Raw genomic sequence first — 19,269 nt, 5'->3', positions numbered from 1 at the left:
CCGGTTCCTCAACCGGCCGTGTCGTCCGGCCAGTCGAGTGCCGTACGAGCATGGCGCACCGCCTCCTCCGCGGTCAGCCGCGCGCCGCGCTCGAACGCCTCGGCGAAGGCCGGTCCGCCCAGCGCCTTCCGGGCCGACGCCGTCACGCGGTCGACGTCGCCGCGCTCGGCCGGCGGCAGTGGGGCGCCCACCCCACGGCGAGCCGCGTCCGCCGCGCCGAGGAGCAACGCCGCGCTCTCGGCCGCGGGCCCCGGCCCACGCAGTGCCGCGGCGCCCGCGAGGCCTTCGAGGGAGAGGGCGAGCGCGCGCGGCTCGCCGAGGGAGCGGGCGACGGCCAGTCCGCGCAGGTGGTGGTGGACGGAGTCGGCTGCCTCACCGCGGAGTTCGGCGATGAAGCCCGACTCGGCGAGGAGCAGATGGTCGCCCGCGTCCGAGGAGACGTCCGCGTAGCCGTCGCGGATGTGCCGCAGGTGCGCCTCGGCAGCCTCGAGATCGCCGGATCGGCGGGCGCCGAGCGCGAGGCCCATCTCGGAGTGGATCTCGCCGTATGTGTAGCCCTGTTCGGCGGCGATGCGGCGGGCCTGCTCGTGCAGGCTGCGGCCCTGGTCCCAGTCGTGAGCGAGCAGCGCGAGCCGGCCGAGCCCGGAGAGCCGCGCCGACACCTCTGCCTCCAGGCCCAGTTCCCGCGCGATGCGCAGCCCCTCCCGCTGCAGACGGGCCGCTTCCTCGTAGTCGCCCTTGATCTCGGCGAGGGCGGCGAGCGGTGACACCGTCTGCAGTTCACCCCAGCGGTCGCCGAGTTCCCCGAAGAGCGCGGCACTGCGCAGCCCGTCCCGGCCCAGTGCCTCGAGGTCGCCACCGACGAGGGCAAGCGTGGCTCGCAGACCCAGCGCGGCGGCGGTGCCCCACTGGTCGTCCGCGGCGCCGAAGAGGTCGAGAGCCCGGGTGTTCAGCTCCGTGCTCGCGGTGACCTCGCCCGCACTGAACAGGCCGTACGCGCACAGCCAGAGGGCACGGGCGCGGCGTACGGGATCGGGGACGGCGTCGGCCGCCGCGACCGCCGCCGCCTTGTGGTGGCCGGTCAGGAGCGCGAAGGCCGTGTACAGCACCTCGAGTTCGGGTGCGGTACCGCCCGGGACGGCGCCGAGGACGTTCGACAGGCTGCGGCGCGCCTCGGTGAGCCTGCCACGGAGCAGCCACCACCAGGAGAGGTCGGTGGCGAGCCGTACGGCCTCGTCGGCCTGCCCGGCGGCGGCCCGGCGCACCGCCTCGTCGAGCGCCGTGCGCAGATTGCCCGCCTCCGCGTCGAGCCGGGCCAGCCAGGACCGCTGGCCCGCACAGCGCAACCCGGACTCGGCGCGCCCGGCGAGCGCCAGGTAGTGGCGCAGATGGCGGTCGCGTACGGCGTCGACGTCCCGCATCTCGTGCAGGCGTTCCACGGAGTACGCGGCGACGGACTCGAGGAGCCGGTAGCGCGGGCCGGTGGGCCCCTCCACGACGACCACGAACGACCGGTCGACGAGCCGCGTCACCAGGTCGAGCACCTCCTCGCCGGACACCCCGTCGCCCGCGCACACCGCTTCGGCGGCGGCCAGGTCGCAGCCGTCGCTGTGCACCGCGAGACGGCGCAGCACGATGCGCTCGGGCGCGCTGAGCAGTTCCCAGCTCCAGTCGATCACCGCCCGCAGGGTCTGCTGGCGGGCGGGCGCGACCCGCTGCCCGGCGGTCAGGACCCGGAACCGGTCACCGAGCCGGCCCGCCAGCTCCCGTACTCCCAGGGCGCGTACGCGGGTGGCCGCGAGTTCCAGGGCGAGTGGGATGCCGTCGAGACGGCGGCAGATCTCCGCGACGGCCGCGCGGTCCGCCGGGTCGGCGCCGTCCGGGTCCAGCGGGAAACCGGGGGCGGAAGCCGCGGCACGCTCGGTGAACAGCCGTACGGCGTCGTCGGTCCGCAGCGGCTCCACGAGGAACACGGCCTCGCCCGCCAGCCCCAGCGGTTGCTGACTCGTGACCAGGATCCGGAGACCCGGGGCCGTGCGCAGCAGCAGGTCGGCGAGCGTCGCGGCGGCGTCGACCACATGCTCGCAGCCGTCCAGGACCAGCAGGACGCGACGGTCCCGCAGGGCGGCGGCGAGGCGGTGCGCCGGGGAGGGTGCATGCGCTCCGGCCCCGGCGCCCGGCATCGCGGCCGGGGCGCCGTCCCGGATGCCGAGGGCGGATGCCACCACCTGGGCGAGGTCGGCGGAGGTCCCGGGCCGGACGCCGGAGAGATCCACGAGCCATACGCCGTCGGGAAGTTCGTCCGCGTCCACCGTGCCGGCCGCCGCCGCCGCGAGCCGTGTCTTGCCCACGCCTCCGGGGCCGGTGAGCGTCACCAGGCGGGCGGTGGCGAGGTACCGGGAGACGCGGCCGAGGGCTTCGGTGCGGCCGATGAGAGGGGTGAGAGGGACGGGGAGGTTCGAGTGGGGGCTTCTGGTGGGGGGATTCGGGGCCGCCGCGGGACTCGCCGGGGGCGTCGTGGTGGCTCCGGGGGCGGTCGCCGGCCCGTCGAGTACGGGCGCGGCGGTGCGGAGGGCCACCGCGCCGCCGCCGGGGGGCGGGCCGGCTGCCTTGGAATCGGTCGCCGCCGGGCCGGGCACCGCTGCCTCCGTGGCCGATCCCGCCGCAGCGGGCGCCGTTGTGCCGGGCGCCGCTAACGGGGGCGCGGTTGTGATCGTGGGGGTGGACGTGGGGGTGGACGTGGTCGTGGTCGTCCGGTCCAGCTCCGGGTCGTGACGGAGCAGCGCCTGGTGCAGTGCGCTCAGCGCGGGGCTCGGGTCGACACCGAGACTCTTGGCGAGATGGACGCGCAGGACCTCGTACGAGGCGAGGGCCTCGCCCTGGCGGCCGGACAGGTAGAGCGCCCGCATCTGGAGAGCGCGCAGGCGTTCCCGCAGGGGGTGCCGGGCCACCAGGTCGGTCAACTCGCCCGCGAGCAGGGCGTGGTCACCGGTCTCCAGCCGGGCCTCGGCCTGCTCCTCCACCACGGACAGCCGCTGCTCGGCGAGGCGCCGGGCGGTCACCCGCGCGAACTCCTCGTCCGCGAAGTCCGCGTACGCGGGCCCCCGCCACAGATCGAGAGCCTCGGTGAGGAGCGCCGCCCGTGCGCGCGGGTCCCGGGCAGGACGGGCTTCGGCCACGAGGGCCCGGAACCGGTCCGCGTCCACCTCGTCGGACACGAGGTCGAGCCGCAGACGGTAGCCGGGGGCCTGACGTACGACGCGGTCCCGGCCGAGGACGCGACGGAGCTGGGAGACCTTGGCCTGGAGGGCGCCGGCCGGCTTGCCGGGCGGTTCGTCACCCCACAGGTCGTGGACGAGGCGGTCCACGGAGACCGGCTTCCCGTCGTGTGCGAGCAGGTTCGCCAGCAGCGCCCGGACCTTGAGCTCGGGGACCTTGAGCGCCTCCCCGTCGTCGTCCCACACCGCGAGTGGCCCGAGCACCCCAAACCGCATGCGGCAACCGTACATGTCCGGTGTGCCGACCGGCCCTCGGACCGGGTGTGCGGCGCCCGCCCCGCCCGCGTCGTGCCGGACCGGGCGCGCTCCCCGCCGGGGCCGCCCGGCACTTCCCCGCAGCCGGCCGTCAGCGGATCGTCAGCGGCTCCGAAGCCTCTCCGAAGGACCTCGGCGCACAGTCGTGCACGCCGGGTGACACGGCGCGCCCGGCAGCGCGGCCACCAGGAAGGGAGCGGCAGCCATGACCAGGTACGCGGGCAGAAGGGCCGTGGTCGTCGGCCAGGGCACCGGGATCGGTCTGGCCATCGCCAAGCGGCTCGTGGAGGGCGGCGCGAAGGTGCTGCTGACCGCGGGCACCGCGCGTGATCGGGAGCACGCAAGCGCCGAGTTGGGCTCCGCCGCACGGGTGGTCGCCCCCGACGCCGCCGTGTCCGCCGTCGAGAACGGTGGCGGCATCGACCTCGTGTTCGCCGACGCCGTACCGACGGCACGTCCACTGCTCCCGCACCTCGAGGACGGAGGCGCGGTCGTGCTCACCGCCGCCGCCCCGGCCCCGGCCTGCGTGCGTGCGCTCGCCGCCGAGCTCGTCTCCCGCGGCATCCGCGTCAATGCGGTGGACCCGGGCTGTATCGAGGCGCCGGCCGGCAGCGCCGCACTGCTGCCGCCGATGGGCCGCCTCGGCTCGGCCGAGGAAGTGGCCCGGGCGGCGCTGTTCCTCGCCACGGACGCGACGTTCACCACGGGCGCGCGGCTCCCCGTCGACGGCGGTCTCGGCCATCCCCAACCGCACACCACGGCACGCCCCCTTCCCGCGAAGAACCCCGGACGCACCCCGTCCCCAGATGATCCGGAGATCACGGCATGAGCACCTCATCAGACACCACGACCGCCCCCGGAGGGGGCACCCGCCCGGCACCAGACACCATGGGCGGGGGCGAGGAGCGGCAGAAGCTCCCGCTCTTCGCCCTGCTGGCCCTCGCCACCGCCGTCTTCATCACCAGCCTGACCGAGACCCTCCCGGCGGGCCTGCTCCCCGCGATGAGCAACGACCTGCGGGTGAGTGAATCCGCGACCGGCCAGACGGTGACGATCTATGCGATCGGCACCGCCCTGACCGCCATCCCGCTGACCGCGGCCACCTCCGCCTGGCGGCGCAAGGCGCTGCTGCTGACCGCCATGGCGGGCTTCGCCGTGGCAAACACGGTCACGGCCGTGTCGTCGGTCTACGGCCTGACGATGGTGGCGCGCTTCGTCGCGGGTGTCGCCGCCGGTCTGGCCTGGGCCCTGCTCGCCGGCTACGCGCGGCGCATGGCGCCCGTCCCGCTGCAGGGCAAGGCGATCGCCATCGCCATGGCCGGCATCCCGGTGGCGCTCTCGCTCGGCGTACCGGCCGGCACCTTTCTCGGCGAGACGCTCGGCTGGCGCACGGCGTTCCTGGCGATGACGGGGCTCACCGTCGTACTGCTGCTGTGGATCGCCGCCGCCGTACCGGACTTCCCGGGCCAGGAGCGCGGTGAGCGCCCGAAGATGCTGGGCGCGTTGCGCATCCCCGGCGTGGCCGCGGTCATGTTCGTCACCCTGGTCTTCGTCCTGGCCCACACCATCCTGTACGCGTACGTCGCCACGTTCCTGGACGACCTGGGCATGGGCGGCCACACCGGCATGGTGCTGCTCGTGTTCGGTGCCGCGTCGCTGGTCAGCATCTGGATCGTGGGCGCCGGGATCCACCGCCGGCTGCGCGGCCTGACCATCGCCAGCACCTTGCTGGTCGCCGTGTCCGCGGCGCTGCTGGCGGTGCTCGCCGACAACACCGCCCTGGTGTACACCGCCGCACTCCTGTGGGGCCTTGGCTGGGGCGGTGTGCCCACGCTGCTGCAGACCGCCTCGGGCGACGCCGGCGGCGACTCCGCCGACGCGGCCCAGGCGATGCTCGTCACACTGTGGAACGTCGCCATGGCGGCGGGCGGAGTCATCGGAGGCATCCTCCTCGACTGGGTCGGCAGCGACTCGTTCCCCTGGGCCATGCTGCTGCTCCTGCTGCCGGTGCTCGCGGTCGTCGTCCTGGCGCGCGGCCACGGATTCCCGGCGAAGCGGCCCGGCGCCGCGTAGGACGCCGCACGGCCCTCGGACATCCCGCCGTCCCGGGAGGCCGAGGGCCGTCCGCGCGCAGGCCCCCTCCGCCCCTTCTGACCCTGCTCCCTCTTTCATCCCTACTCCTTCCGCTCCCGAAGGGCCGTATCCCGAAGCCCGTCTCCCAGGGCGGAGAGGAAGGCCATGCGTATCGGTGAAATGTCAGAGCGCCCTGCGCGCATCTGACGTACCCGGTGCGAAGCGGCGCCGGCCTGTGCCGACCCGGGCTCGCCCACAACCCGTTGGGCGGCCGGACGGCGGACACCCCGCCGGCACCGTCCCCTGACCGGCCGCCGAAGGTACATCCCCCGGCCTTCGGCGGCCACCGGCCTGCTGTGCACGCACGGTTGGCCCGGATCCCGAGCGGATGCCGAGCGGATCCCGAGCGGATGCCGAGCGGATGCCGAGCGGATGCCGAGTGCCCGCCGAGACGCCCCCAGCGGGCCGGTTCTCCGTCATCCGCTCCGCTCTGCGCCGCTCGTCGCACCGCCCGGGTCGATCTTCGCGCTGCTCAGCGCGTGAAGTCGCGAAGTCGCATATCTCCTCGTGAAATTTTCCTACGAGACGGTATTTTTATGACCGCGAGGATGCTCGGTACACCCACCGAGATGCGAGCGATTCGACTAGGGGGCGTGACGTCATCATGTCGTCCGGAAAAACACGCGCGGCCGCCACGGACGAAGCGGACCGCCTACGGACGTTCCTCGAGCTGACCTTCGGGCCGCTCCACCGTGCCGAGCAACGCCGTTGGGCCGGGGTCTACCTGCGAGGGCTCCTGCATACGACCGGCCGGAAGACACCGCAGCGGATGGCGCGGGCCGAGTCGCTGCCCCCGGCCGCGGCGCAGAGCCTGCATCAGTTCATCAACGCCAGCCCCTGGGACTGGGCACCCGTGCGCCGCCGGCTCGCCCTCCGGGTCGCCGCGAGCACGACACCGTACGCCTGGACCGTCTCCGAACTCGTCATCCCCAAACGCGGCGAGCACTCGGTGGGTGTGCACCGCCGCCTGCATCCCGCCACCGGACTGGCCGTCAACTGCCAGCGGGCGATCGGGCTCTTCCTGGCCGCCAGCGCCCACTGCTTCCCCGTGGACTGGAGGCTGGTCCTGGACGACACCTGGGGCCGGGACCGGCAGCGCAGGCTCCGGGCTCGCATACCGGACTCGGAGAGCGCGCGCCCCCTGGGCGGCCACGTCCTCGACCTCGCCGGCGGCGTCCCCGCCCAGCCCCGGCTGCCCGATGTGCCCTGGGTCCTCGACCTGACGCGGTGCGACGACGCCGGCGGCGTCATGACCGGGCTCGCCCGGCAGCGGCTCGACATGGTCTGCGAGGTCGACCCCGGCCAGGTCGTGTTCACCGGGGACCGCGTCACGACCGTGGTGGTCACGGTCGGCGAGCTGATGGAGGGCCGCTCCTCCACCCGGCAGACGCAGACCATCACACGGCAGACGGCGGACGGCACGTCCAAGGCGATACCGATCCACTCCTACATCGGGGAGGTGCGGTTGCCGCGGCGCAGCACCGGAAGGGACCACGCGATCAGGTACCGCGTCCTCAAGCGCCCCACGCCGGACGGACGGCGGCCCGCCCGCTACTGGATCACCAGCCTCACGGACCGGGGGGTGGAGGAGATCATGGCCCCGGTGCGCGCCGGTGCCGCCGTACGGACGGCCGTGGCCGCACTACAGGAACGCTTCGGCGTGCTCGACTTCGAGGGTCGTTCCTTCCCCGGCTGGCACCACCACATGACCATGGCCTCGGCCGCGTACGCCTTCCGGCATCTCACCCGCGGCCCCGGCCTCACCCCCACGGTGCCGGCCGACGCCACACCGGCCGAGATCGCGAGCTGAGGCGAAGAGGAAGGCACCCCCGCATGAGCAACGTACTCGTGGTGGAGCAGGACAACTCCGCCGCCGAGGCCATGGTGCGCGATTTACGTCGGCAGGGCCACAACGCCCTCAGCGTCGACACGGGCGCGCGGGCCCTGCGCATCTACCGGGACGCTGATCTCGTCCTGCTCTCCCTGGAACTACCCGACATCGACGGCCTGGAAGTGTGCCAGTCCTTACGGGCCGAGAGCGACACCCCCGTGATCGCCTTCACCCGCGTCGACGAGGAACTGGAACGGGTACTCGCCCTCAAGGCGGGCGCGGACGACTGTGTCGCGAAATCCTGGGGATTCCGCGAGATGGGGGCGCGCATCGAGGCGGTGCTGCGCCGCACCCGGCCCCGGTCCGCCACTTCCGAGACGATTTCCCTGCGCCCGCTCCATATCGATCCGCGAACCCGGGAAGTTCGCCTGCACGAGCGGATAGTCGATGTCACGTCGAAGGAATTCGAGCTGCTCCACACGCTGGCCGCCAATCCGGAGACCGTGGTGTCGCGGCAGGAGCTGATGGCGAAGGTCTGGGGCAGCAGCTGGTCCCGGACCAGCCGTACGATCGACACGCATGTGAGCAGCCTGCGGGCGAAACTCGGATCCAGCGGCTGGATCATCACGGTCCGTGGCGTCGGCTATCGCATGGGCCGGGCCGACCCGAACTGACAGCCCGGCACGGGCTCCGAGGGCCCCGGGCGACGCAGATCGCCCGGGGCCCTCGGCCATGTCACGCCGCCAGCTCGTCCAGGTGCCGCAGCAGCGGATGGGCGGAGGCGGTGTCGCCGCCGACCGCGCGCCGGGCCCACCAGGCTGACGCAAGGTTGGAGGAGAACAGGGGCCGGCCGGTGCCGTCGCCCCGGGCGAGTTCCGAGAGGGCGGCGAGCGTGCCCATGCCGGTGCCGGTGAACAGCAGCGGGGAGCCGTCGGGGAGCCCGTGCTCCCGTATGCGCCGGAGGATCTCCGGCGTGGTCACCCGGTACGGGTCGTAGTGCTCACCACCGTCCGGGGTCCGCTCCGCCGGGACGAGCACGACGTCGTCGACGGTGAGCCCGGCCCGCTCCCAGAAACCGCGGGAGGTGTCGGTCAGCCACGGCCGGTAGGGCGAGACGAGTGTCAGGCGGGTCGCGCCGAGTGCCTCGCACAGCGCGAGGATGGCCTGCGTCGAGGAGGCCACGGGGTAACCCGCACTTTCCGACAGCTCGTCGCACAGCGCGCGGTCACCGTCGGGGTCGAGCAGGTAGTGCGAGGCGCTGCACGCCACAACGGCGGCGTCCAGACGCATGCTCCCGAAGTCGCCGAGAACATCGGGAAGTACGCGGTTGTACGTCTCCAGCATGTCCCTGAGTTCCGCGCCGGGAGTCACCGGAAAGCGCACGGTGTACACATTCGTTCCGGCCCCCACCAGTCGGTTGAACTCCGGTTCGGCAGTGGGATTTTCCGGCGGGACGACGACCCCGAGCCGAGGCAGTGAGAAAAGGTCCATGGCAGCACCGTAGGGCGGGCCTCGCGACAGTGACGGACACCGCCGAGGGAAATGACGTGGAACGCACACACGCCTTGCACTGCTTTTCCGTGCTGACACTTCCTGACAATCCCCGACGGAGCCCTGACCTGAATCATCTTGTTCCGTACCGGAGTTCGGGAGAGCGTGGGGACCACGGCCTGCCGAACCCTTGAGGAGTGAAGGCGATGACCACTGAGGAAATCTCCGAGGAAGTACCGGCGCTGCCCCATGTCTCCGACGCGACGCTGCGGGATTCCGCGCACATGGCCGGCGTCGAGTTCGGGCCGAAGGACGCGGCGGCCATCGCCCGGCTGCTGGTGAAGACCGGTGTCGACCTGGTCGAGGTCGGCATGGTGTCCGGCCCTGGCTCCAAGGACGCCGATCTCGTCCTCGCGGCACATGAGGCCGTCGGCCCCGAGCGCAGCATGACGCTCGTGGTGGTACGGGACCGCCGGCAGGTCGCGAAGGCCCTCGACGAGGCCGAGCGGCTGGGCGTACGCCACATCATGTACTCCATCCCCACCTCCGAGCAGCACGCCAAGCTGAAACTCGGCTCTCCCAGCGCCAAGTTCCTGATGGCGCTGGCGCAGTCGGCGATCAGCCAGGCCAAGGAGCGCGGCCTGCACGTCACCTTCAGCGGCGAGGACGGCGCTCGCACCCCGAGGGGACGTCTCGTCCCCTATGTGACCGCGGGCTTCGAGGCCGGCGCCGACCGCTTCCGGCTCGCCGAGACCGTCGCCTACCTGTCGCCCTGGCAGATGGAAGCCGTGATCGCCGACATCACCGCGATCGACGGCTCCGAGATCGAGATCCATTCGCACAACATGCTGGGCATGGCCGTCGCCAACTCCCTGGCCGCTGTACGCGCGGGGGCCCGGTGGGTCTCGGCGACCGTCGGCGGCATCGGCGAGCGCGGCGGCAACGCTCCGCTGGCCGAACTGCTCACCTCGCTGCGCGTCATCCACGGCGACACGCGCTTCGACCTGACCCATCTGACCGAACTGTCACGCGTCGCGCTCAAGGGCTCGGGTCTGGGCGAGGCGTTCCAGTCGGGGCCGACCACGCCACACGCCTTCGCCTACGAGCTGCCCGGGCAGCTCAACCACCCCGAGGCGTACGAAACGCTTCCCGCCGAACTCGTCGGCAACAGCCGGGAGTTGCGAGTTCGGCGTCGCCTCACCCCGGCGCTCGTCAGCTGGGCGCTGGACGGCTCGGACGGCTTCGTCGACGTCGACGCGTTCACACGGTGGCTCGCCGAAGTGCAGGAACAGGGCGGAGCCCCGCTGCTCGACCGGGACGCCATCCGCAAGGCCGCCATCGACTTCCAAGCCGCCTGATGCGCCCCTAAGGGCTGCCCCCCACGGCGTCCGGGGTCGACCGGGCCCTGCCGCCTTGGCTCCACAACGCCCACTGAGTGTCGCCGTCAGGCGACCGGGCAACCACTCGCTCTCCCTTCCGATTCGTCACACACACCGACGGAGTTCACCCATGCCCACCGCCACCCTCAACGGCGTCTGCCCCGAGTGCGAGACCGACCTGACCGTGCCGCCGATCGACCGCGGCGAGACCCTCTCCTGCCCCGAGTGCATGCTCACGCTGCGCGTCGAGGCGGTCCAGGACCGCCGACTGACCCTGCAGATGGTCGAGGTGCAGCTGCGCGACTGGGGCCAGTGAGATGACCAAGTCAGTCGCCCTCGCGGCGGACCGGATCAGCTGGGAGGAACGTGAGCTGATCAAGGCCGCCCCGGAGTTCGGTTTCACCATCGAATGGGTCAACGACGAGTCCCTGTGCCTCGGGCACCCGGACGCCCCGTCCCTGTCCGGCTACGACGCGCTGCTGGTGCGCAGCCGGAGCTACACCCGCGGCGGTCTGATCGCCGCCCTCGCCGAGGCGGCCGGGCTCCCGGTCCTCAACACGGCGAGGGCCGTGCACACCTGCGAGAACAAGGCGCTGCTGCGCACCGTGCTGCGTACCGCGGGAGTCCCCGTACCGGACTACCGTCTGGCGTTGTCCCGCAAGGACTTCGAGAAGTCCCTGGAGGAGCTTCGGCTGCCGCTGGTCCTGAAGCCGGTCTTCGGCGGCATGGGCAAGCGCGTCACGCTGATCCGAGACGCCGACACCGCCCAGTCCGTGTACGACTACGTCGAGGACCTCGGACACGCCTTCGAGCAGGCCTGCCTGGTCGAGCCGTATCTGGGCGGCGGCACCTCGGTGCGCTGCCTGGTCGTCGGTCGCGAGCTGCTCGGCGCCGCCGAGTTCGCCTCCGGCGGCACCGACTGGCGCAACAACGCGGCACTCGGAAACAGCAGCCGGGCCGTCGCCCACGACCCCGACGTCCTGAAGATCATCGACGGTGTGGTGGCCGAGCTCGGACCCGGGATCTACGGAGTCGACCTCTTCGGCACCCCCGACGGCTACGTCGTCAACGAGGTCAATCACGCCCCCGGATTCCGGGCGGTGTCCTCGGCGACCGGGGCGGACATCCCGTCGGCCGTCTCCCGCCACATCCAGGAGCTGATCGCATGATCCGCGCAGGAGTCGTCGGCGCCTCCGGGCTCGCCGGCGGCGATCTCATCCGGCTCATCACCCAACACCCCGACCTGGAGCTCACCTTCCTCGGCGGCTCCTCGAACATCGGCCGCCGCCCGGCCGAACTGCACCCGGGGCTCCGTCTCGACCTCGGCCTGACGGTGCAACCCGTCACCGAGGACATCGCCGACCTGGTCGACGTCGTCTTCCTGGCCACCCCCGCTCCGGTTTCGGCGGAACTGGCCGCGCTGCTGGCAGACCGGGTGCCGGCCGTCGTGGATCTCAGCGGCGCCTTCCGCATCCGCACCCCGGAGCTGCACGACCGCTGGTACCCCAAGGTCAAACGGCGCACCGACCTCGCGGACCGCTTCGTGTACGGCGTACCGGAGCTGATCGGCGACCAGTTGGCGGACGCGGCGCTCATCTCGCTGCCCGGCTGCTACGCCACCGCGATCACGCTGGGCCTCGCCCCACTCACCCTCGGCCTCGGGCTGGGCCTCAAGACCGTGGTGGTGGACGGCAAGAGCGGATCCAGCGGCGGAGGACTGCAGCTGCGCACCCCCGATCTGCACCCGCTCCGCAACGGCGCCATCGCCCCGTACTCCCCCACGGGGCACCGGCACGCGGCCGAGGTGGGTGACTTCCTGGACCGCGCCAAGTCCGGGACCGTCGGCTCGCTGAGCATGTCCGCGTACGGCGTCTCGCATGTGCGCGGTCTGCTCACCAGCTCCTACGTCTTCACCGACGAGCCCGTCGACCAGCGCGAACTGCAGCGGGCGTACGTCCGCTTCTACAAGGATCACCGCTTCGTACGGGTGCGCCGGCACGCCGAGACGCTGATCCCGGTCCCCGATCCGCAGGCCGTGCTGGGCTCCAACTACTGCGACGTGACCGTCCTGCGGGACGAGGACCAGCGGGCCGGCGGCCGGATCGTGGTGCTCGCCGCGCTCGACAACCTGGTCAAGGGTGCGGCGGGCCAGGCCGTGCAGGCCGTCAACCTCCGTTTCGGACTACCCGAGGAAGCGGGCCTGACCATGCAGCCGGTGATGCCCGCATGAGCGCGACGACACCCGAGAGCACGCCCACCGTGGTGAAGCTGGGCGGCAGCTGCCTGGACGACCTCGTCGGCGACTGGTGGGACGACCTGGCCCGGCACGGGCGGGAGCGGCCGCTGGTCCTGGTGCACGGCTGGTCCAAGCCGCTGAAGCGGCTCAGCCCGCGCTACGGCGAGCCGTCGGCGATCCTGCGCGACCGCTACGGCAACCAGAGCCGCTGGACCACACCCGAGGTCATCGCCGACATCAAGACCGTCAGCGCCCGGCTCGGCGAGGACGTCCTCGGCCGCCTCGAGAGGCGCGGTATCACGGCGGAACGCCTGCTCGGCAGCGACGGACTGGTCTCCGCCGGCGAGGGCGAGCGCTGGTGGTGGCGGAACAGGCAGCTAGTCGAGCTCGAGAACCTCGTCGGTCCGATCACCGGGGTGGACCCGGCCGCGCTGAAGAACCTCCAGCCGGGCCACGCCTACCTCGTCACCCCGCTGGCCAGGAACGCGGCGGACCAGGAGGTCAACACCGACGCCGACCGGGCCGCCGCCGCGATCGCCGGTGCCACCGGCGCCGCCGATCTGGTGCTCGTCACCGACGTCGCCCATCTGCTGATCGACGGGGAGCCGGTACGCCGGATCACCGCGAAGGCCGCGGCAGCCTTCCGTGACAAGGGCGCCACCGGCGGCATGCGCAAGAAGCTGCGAGCCGCCGGCGAGGCCCTGGACGGCGGCGTGGCACGCGTCGTCATCGGCAGCGCGGCCGTCACGGACCTACTCGCCGCCCGCACCGGCACCGTCATCACACGCACCTGAGGAGCATGCACGTGGCGCACTCCCGTGTACTCGTCGTCAACAACGGAACGCTGTCGCTGCAGCAGCTCCGCAAGCGGTTCGAGGAACTTGGCTCGGACACCGAGGCGGTCGACGCCGCATCCGTGCCCGCCCGGGTCGACGGCCGCTATCAGGCCATCGTCCTGAGCGGCACCAAGGTGCGGGCCTGGGACCGCGACTACTACAAACCGCTCGTGGACCTCGTGATGGGCTCCGACGTCCCGGTCTTCGGGATCTGCGGCGGCATGCAGATCCTCGCGGTCTCGGCCGGCGGCCGGCTCGCCGAGGGGCCGCAGCGGGTCGGCGGCTACGAGGCGCAGGTCGATACGTCGGAGGCGCTCTTCACCTATGTGAAGCCGACCGTGACGGTCTTCCACCGGCACACCCTCTACCTCCGGCAGGCTCCCGACGGTTTCCGCTCCATCGGCCGCTCCGAACACGCCCCCGTGGAGTTCATGCGCTCCGACGACGGCCGCATCTTCGGATCCCAGGCCCATCTGGAGTTCCGTAGCGACGGCCTGGAGATCCTGCGCGGATTCGCCCAGCTCTACCGGTGACGGCACCGGCTTCATCCACGTACTCCACGTACTCCACCTACTCACGGACTGGGGACCTGGCAATGAGTGAACTCGCATCGAGCGATCCGGACCACCTGACGCCCCCCGCGTTCACGGTGCACCTGAACGGCAGCGGCGGCGCGCTGAAGGGCTGGGTGGTCGTCGACTCGCTGCACGACGGCCTGGCCATGGGCGGGGTGCGGATGACCCCGGGGGTCACCGAGGAGGAGGTGGCCGGCCTCGCCCGGGACATGACCCAGAAGTTCACCCTGGCCGGGCTGCCCATCGGCGGCGCCAAGGGCGGCATCGTCGCCGGCGGCGGCGACCGCGAGGAGACCTTCCGCACCTTCGGTCGCACCGTGAAGCCCCTGCTGCACGGCGGTATCCACCTGGGCATCGACATGGGCGTCACCCCGGCCGACCGGGCGGTGTTCTTCGCCGAGGCCGGTTACGACCCCCGCTACCGGGCGGGCGTCCCGGACATGCCGATCGACTGGCGCACCTACTACGAGCCGCTGATCGACTGCACCGGGCACGGCGTCGGAGTCGCGGCGGTCACGGCCCTGGAGGCGGGCGGCCGCACCGGCCCGGCCCGTGTCGTGGTGCAGGGTTTCGGCGCGGTGGGCCGGGCCGTCGCGCGGTTCCTGGAGGACCGCGGGCATGTGATCGTCGGCGTCGCCGACGTCGAGGGCACCGTCAGCGCCGAACGTCTGCCGGTGGCCGACCTGGTCGCCGTCACCGACGGGTTCGGGCGGATCGACCGCTCCCGGCTGCCGGAACACGTCACCGTCACCGCAGAGCCGGACGCCTGGCTCGACGTCGACGCCGACCTGTTGATCCTCGCGGCGCAGAAGCACGCGCTGAACGCGGACAACGCGCACCGGCTGCGGGCCGCGCTGGTGGTCGAGGGCGGCAACATCACCTCCACCGCCCAGGCGCGGGAGAAGGCACGGGCCTCGGGCGCCTTCCTGGTGCCGGGCGTGATCGCCAATATCGGCGGGGCCGGCTCGGCTGCCCTGGCCGTCACCCGCGTGGTGCCCTTCGGCCTTGCGGCCGAGGCCCGGAAGGCCTGGGTCTTCGACTGGGTCGGCGACCGGGTCCGCCAGAACACCCGGGACCTGCTGGACATCGCCGCAGGGCGTCCCGGCGACCCGCTGCCCGAGCTGCTCGCCGTCCGGGGGAAGGAGCGCGTATGACCACCGCGACGACGAGGGGAACCGCCCCGGGCCCGGCGCCGGACACGACCGAGTATCGGCGCCGGGGCTGGTGGCGGGACGAGACCTTCCTCGACGACCTGCACCGCCAGGCACGCGAGCGGCCGCACAAGCTCGCCATCGCGGGCCGCCGGATCGCGGAGTCGCGCACCGACACGCTGGACTACGCCGAACTGTCCGCCGTGACGGACCGGTTCGCCGCCGGGCTGCTCAAGCTGGGGATCCGCAGGGGCGACTTCGTCGCCGTCCAGCTCCCCAACCGCTGGGAGATGGTGGCGCTGTTGTTCGCCTGTATCCGGATCGGCGCCGTCATCTGCCCCATCTCGCCGATCTGCCCCGAGGACGATCTGCGCCACCGCCTCGCCCTCACCGAGGCCCGGGTGTGCGTCACTCTCCCGGAGTGGTCGGGCACACCGCTGGCGGAGATCGCCACGGGGCTGAAGGCCGAACTCCCCTCCCTGGAGCACGTGCTGGTCGTGGACGGGCAGGCCCCCGCGGGCGCGCTGTCCTTCCACGGCCACTTCACGGCCGAGGCGCGGGAGGAGCACCACGGCGCGGACCTGGACGGCCTTGCGCTCACCGCCGACGAGCCGTTCGTCGTGCTGTTCACCTCCGGCACGACGGGCGAGTCCAAGGGCGTACTCCACAGCCAGAACACCGTCCATTCAGCGGTACGGGGCTACGTGGACGCCTTCGGTGCGGGCGACGACTGGGTCGCCGCCGTGTCCACACCGCTCGTCCACTACTCGGGCTTCGCGCAGGGCGTCCTCGCCGGCGTCATGCTCGGCGGCACGGTGGCGTTCCAGGACGTGCGCAGGAACGAGGCGCTGCTCGACCTGGTGGAGCGCTACGGCGCCACGCTCCTGTACGGGCCGCCCGCCACGCTCGCCGATGTGGCCGCGTCGCAGCGGGCCGAGAAGCGGGACACGAGCAGTCTGCGGCACGTGGTGATCGGCTCCGCGCCGGTCCTGGAGAAACTGGCCGCCGAGGTCCACGAAATCTTGGGCGCCCGAGCCCACTCCCTGTGGGGCATGTCGGAGAACGGTCCGGTGACCATGACCCGGCCCACGGACCCCGGCGACTGGGCGGCGCACAGCAACGGCCGCGCCATCGACGCCATGGAGATACGGATAGAGCCGTCGGGTCTCCACGGCGAGAACGGCCTCGTGGGCCGGCTGAAGGTGCGCGGGGCATCGCTGGCGCTCGGCTACCACCGGCGCGAGGAGGCGTTCGCGGCGGAGCTGGGCGCGGACGGCTGGTTCGACACCGGGGACCTCGCGCGGGACGACGGGCGGGACGGCATCCGCATCATCGGCCGGGCCCGCGACGCCATCGTCCGCGACGGCCTGGTGGCACCCATGACGGAACTGGAGGCGCTGATCGGCAGCCACCCGAAGGCGTTGGAGGCCGCGGTGGTTGGCCTGCCGTCGGCGGCGGCCCGCGGCGGGACCGCGATCTGCGCGATCGTCGTCCCGGCCGGCGGGGCGCAGCCGTCCCTCGACGACATCCGCGCCCACCTGCGGGCGTCGGGCCGGGACGACCGCTTCCTGCCGGACCGCCTGGAGCTGCTGCCCGAGCTTCCCAAGACCCTGACCGGCAAGGTCCGGAAGGCGGAGCTGCGACAGCGGTACGCGGCGCCGGCAGGCTGACCCGGCCCGGCAGCACGCGAAGGCGGCGGTCCGGACGGCCGGCCGAACCCTCGCCCCGCCTGCCCACCGCCCGGCGGACCGCCCGGGCCCCCTCCCTCCGGCCCGCCGCACCTCACCCCCTCCCTCCGGCCCGCCGCACCTCCCGCCCCCTTCCCCTTGGAGCCTGACATGCCCGAACCCGCACCGGTCTCCGTGTCGGCGACACTCGCCGCCGACGAGGCCATGGCACGGCGGCGCCGCGCCGGGGAGCAGGTGCTGCCGATGACCAGCGGGGAGATCGGCCTGCCCGTACACCCCGCCCTGCGCGAGCGGCTCGCTGCCGCCGTGGACGAGAACGCGTACGGCCCCGTACCCGGCGGGGAGGCCCTGCGCGCCGCCTCCGCCGGCTACTGGGAGCGGCGCGGGCTCGGCACGGATCCCGCACTCGTCGTCGCCGGACCGGGCAGCAAACCGCTGCTGTTCGCGTTGCTCCTGGCCATCGGCGGCGACGTGGTCGTGCCCGTGCCGAGCTGGGTGAGCTACGCCGCGCAGGCCCGGCTCGCGGGAGCCCGGCCCATCGCCGTACCCACCCTGCCCGGCCAGGGCGGCGTACCCGATCCGGAGCGCCTGCGCGAGGCGGTCACCGCGGCACGAGCCGCCGGGCAGCACCCGCGGTCCGTGGTGGTGACGGTGCCGGACAACCCGACCGGCACCATCGCCTCACCCGAGACGGTGCGGCACCTCGCCGCGGCAGCGAGGAGGCTGGACCTGGTCATCGTCTCCGACGAGATCTACCGCGACCTCGTGTACGACCCGTCGGCGTCCGTCGAGTCCCCGGCCCGGCATGCCCCCGAGCGCACCGTCGTCACCACCGGACTCACCAAGAACCTGGCGCTGGGCGGCTGGCGCACCGGCGTCGCCCGGCTGCCCGAAGGAGACCTCGGGCGGGCGCTGTACGACCGGCTCGTCTCGATCGCCAGTCAGATCTGGTCCAGCCCGACCGCGCCCGTGCAGACGGCCGCCGCGTACGCCTTCGGCGAGCCCCCGGAGATCATCGAGCACATCGCGGCGAGCCGCAGGCTGCACGAGACGGTGGCCCGCGCGGTCGCCGACCGCTTCACCGCGGCCGGTGCGACTCTGGCCCCGGTCCGCGCGACCTCCTACCTGTACCCGAGTTTCGAGGCGCTCCGGGGGCACCTGGCCCGGACACACGGCATCCTCGACGGCGACGGCCTGGCCCGCTTCCTCACCGAGCGCCACGGCCTCGGCGTACTGCCCGCGAGTGCCTTCGGCGAGTCCCGCCAGGTGCTGCGCATCAGGGCCGCCACCAGCCGCCTCTACGGCGACACCGAAGAGCGGCGGTGGGCCGCGCTCACCGCGCCGGACCCCCTCGAACTGCCGTGGATTCGGGCGGCGGTGGACCGTGTCGGCACGGTCCTCGCCAGCCTCGCCGACACGGCCTCCCTCTCCTCCAGCGCACAGTCCTGACACCCACGAGCCCCAGGAGAATCTTCCCCATGTCCGACCCGCTCCTTTTCGAGGCCCTTTACCAGGGCGCACGTCACGTCGGCTTCGACCGCCCCGAGCCAGGCGCGAAGCAGACGCTGTACCGAGTGGCCGACGGCACGCTCGCGGCGGCCTTCATCGCCACCGACGGCTCCGCGGCCGCGGTCAGGGCCGCTGTCACCGAGCGCTCCGAGGCGATCAGCGTCACCTCCGGCGACCCGGAGGTGCGGCCGCTCCCGCCGCTGCTGCCGACGGCCACCGGGAACGCGCTGCTGAGCGGCTTCATGGGCACGCACAAGAAGAAGTGGGGCGGCAGAACCGCCCCGGAGGGCGAGTTCACGCCGCCCAAGTGGTTCTTCAAGGGCTTCGGCGACTGGGTGCGGCTGCCCGGAGAGGCACTGAACGTGCCGGCGAGCCCGGTCGCCCTGATCGAGGAGCCCGAGATCGCCCTCGTCTACGTCAACGACGCCGACGGCACCCCGCACTACGCGGGCTACACCTTCGGCAACGACCTGTGCGACATCGGCCTGCACCGACGGGACCCCGGCTACAACCCGTACTGCAAACTGTGCGACACCGCCCTCGCCCCCTGGCTGTTCCTCGGCGAACCGCCGGCCTCGGCTGCCGGCCGGGTCACCATCGAGCGGGACGGTGCGACCGCCTGGGAGGGCAGCTTCGACTGCGGCGAGGACGCCCTGTACTTCCGGGTGCGGGACATGGTGGGGCACCTGTTCTCGTTCCCGGCGGTGCGCCGGCCCGGCCTGGTCAACTACGTGCTGCTGGGCGCCGACGAGGCCAGTTTCCACGACGGCTTCCGTATCGAGGACGGCGACAACATCGCCATCGACGTCAAGAGCCACGGCGTGACCTTCGACAACACGGTGCGGTTCGTCTCCCCCACCGCCCTCGTCTGAGAGCCGGGCGGTACCAGCGTCCCGTCCCACTGCGG

Annotated in this window: 16 protein-coding genes; 14 read left to right on the top strand and 2 right to left on the bottom strand. The window is 72.7% G+C overall.

Features of this window, described 5'->3' with window-relative positions:
* Positions 1 to 8: 8 nt before the first annotated feature.
* Complete coding sequence (locus tag DDW44_RS16605) at positions 9 to 3,494, bottom strand: AfsR/SARP family transcriptional regulator (RefSeq protein WP_208647968.1); 3,486 nt, start codon at positions 3,492 to 3,494, stop codon at positions 9 to 11.
* Between the two features lie 244 nt (positions 3,495 to 3,738).
* Between DDW44_RS16605 and DDW44_RS16600 the strand changes: the two genes are divergently transcribed.
* From DDW44_RS16600 to DDW44_RS16585, 4 genes are all read left to right on the top strand, one after another.
* A complete protein-coding gene (locus DDW44_RS16600; RefSeq protein WP_108906941.1) occupies positions 3,739 to 4,362 on the top strand; it encodes an SDR family oxidoreductase in 624 nt (207 codons plus the stop codon).
* Positions 4,359 to 5,606: an MFS transporter gene (locus DDW44_RS16595; RefSeq protein ID WP_108906940.1), complete on the top strand. Its 1,248-nt coding sequence runs from the start codon at positions 4,359 to 4,361 to the stop codon at positions 5,604 to 5,606. Before DDW44_RS16600 ends, DDW44_RS16595 begins: the two co-directional genes overlap by 4 nt.
* A gap of 664 nt (positions 5,607 to 6,270) precedes the next feature.
* Positions 6,271 to 7,476 carry an IS701 family transposase gene (locus DDW44_RS16590; protein WP_244224051.1) on the top strand — a complete coding sequence of 402 codons (1,206 nt, stop codon included), beginning with the start codon at positions 6,271 to 6,273 and terminating at the stop codon, positions 7,474 to 7,476.
* Positions 7,477 to 7,499: 23 nt separating this feature from the next.
* Positions 7,500 to 8,171, top strand: a complete 672-nt coding sequence (locus DDW44_RS16585; RefSeq protein ID WP_108906939.1) for a response regulator transcription factor — start codon at positions 7,500 to 7,502, stop codon at positions 8,169 to 8,171.
* Positions 8,172 to 8,232: 61 nt separating this feature from the next.
* Here the strand turns inward: DDW44_RS16585 and DDW44_RS16580 are convergent, their stop codons facing one another.
* Entirely contained in the window at positions 8,233 to 8,988 is a 756-nt protein-coding gene (locus DDW44_RS16580; protein ID WP_108906938.1) for a maleate cis-trans isomerase family protein, read from the bottom strand.
* 206 nt (positions 8,989 to 9,194) lie between these two features.
* Here DDW44_RS16580 and DDW44_RS16575 point away from each other — a divergent pair, with 206 nt between their 5' ends.
* The 10 genes from DDW44_RS16575 to DDW44_RS16530 all read left to right on the top strand — a co-directional run bounded on the left by DDW44_RS16575 (position 9,195) and on the right by DDW44_RS16530 (position 19,234).
* Positions 9,195 to 10,346 carry an isopropylmalate synthase gene (locus DDW44_RS16575; protein ID WP_108906937.1) on the top strand — a complete coding sequence of 384 codons (1,152 nt, stop codon included), beginning with the start codon at positions 9,195 to 9,197 and terminating at the stop codon, positions 10,344 to 10,346.
* 151 nt (positions 10,347 to 10,497) lie between these two features.
* Positions 10,498 to 10,683 carry a lysine biosynthesis protein LysW gene (locus DDW44_RS16570; RefSeq protein ID WP_108906936.1) on the top strand — a complete coding sequence of 62 codons (186 nt, stop codon included), beginning with the start codon at positions 10,498 to 10,500 and terminating at the stop codon, positions 10,681 to 10,683.
* Position 10,684: 1 nt separating this feature from the next.
* The gene (locus tag DDW44_RS16565) at positions 10,685 to 11,536 is read left to right on the top strand and encodes an ATP-grasp domain-containing protein (protein WP_108906935.1); all 852 of its coding nucleotides are present in this window, start codon (positions 10,685 to 10,687) and stop codon (positions 11,534 to 11,536) included.
* Positions 11,533 to 12,597 (top strand): N-acetyl-gamma-glutamyl-phosphate reductase, encoded by a 1,065-nt coding sequence (gene argC / locus DDW44_RS16560; protein WP_108906934.1) that lies wholly within the window; start codon positions 11,533 to 11,535, stop codon positions 12,595 to 12,597. The genes DDW44_RS16565 and argC overlap by 4 nt, the downstream gene beginning before the upstream one ends.
* Complete coding sequence (locus DDW44_RS16555) at positions 12,594 to 13,397, top strand: amino acid kinase family protein (RefSeq protein WP_108906933.1); 804 nt, start codon at positions 12,594 to 12,596, stop codon at positions 13,395 to 13,397. The genes argC and DDW44_RS16555 overlap by 4 nt, the downstream gene beginning before the upstream one ends.
* Before the next feature lie 11 nt (positions 13,398 to 13,408).
* Positions 13,409 to 13,972: a type 1 glutamine amidotransferase gene (locus DDW44_RS16550; protein WP_108908858.1), complete on the top strand. Its 564-nt coding sequence runs from the start codon at positions 13,409 to 13,411 to the stop codon at positions 13,970 to 13,972.
* A gap of 62 nt (positions 13,973 to 14,034) precedes the next feature.
* A complete protein-coding gene (locus DDW44_RS16545; protein ID WP_108906932.1) occupies positions 14,035 to 15,168 on the top strand; it encodes a Glu/Leu/Phe/Val dehydrogenase dimerization domain-containing protein in 1,134 nt (377 codons plus the stop codon).
* Positions 15,165 to 16,835: an AMP-binding protein gene (locus DDW44_RS16540; protein ID WP_108906931.1), complete on the top strand. Its 1,671-nt coding sequence runs from the start codon at positions 15,165 to 15,167 to the stop codon at positions 16,833 to 16,835. Before DDW44_RS16545 ends, DDW44_RS16540 begins: the two co-directional genes overlap by 4 nt.
* A 168-nt stretch (positions 16,836 to 17,003) precedes the next feature.
* Positions 17,004 to 18,302 (top strand): pyridoxal phosphate-dependent aminotransferase, encoded by a 1,299-nt coding sequence (locus tag DDW44_RS16535; RefSeq protein ID WP_108906930.1) that lies wholly within the window; start codon positions 17,004 to 17,006, stop codon positions 18,300 to 18,302.
* 29 nt (positions 18,303 to 18,331) lie between these two features.
* Positions 18,332 to 19,234 (top strand): fumarylacetoacetate (FAA) hydrolase, encoded by a 903-nt coding sequence (locus tag DDW44_RS16530; protein ID WP_108906929.1) that lies wholly within the window; start codon positions 18,332 to 18,334, stop codon positions 19,232 to 19,234.
* Positions 19,235 to 19,269: the final 35 nt, after the last annotated feature.

Origin of the sequence: Streptomyces tirandamycinicus, assembly GCF_003097515.1 — a bacterium.
GTDB lineage: Bacteria > Actinomycetota > Actinomycetes > Streptomycetales > Streptomycetaceae > Streptomyces > Streptomyces tirandamycinicus.
This window is presented reverse-complemented; position numbering and strand designations above follow the sequence as displayed.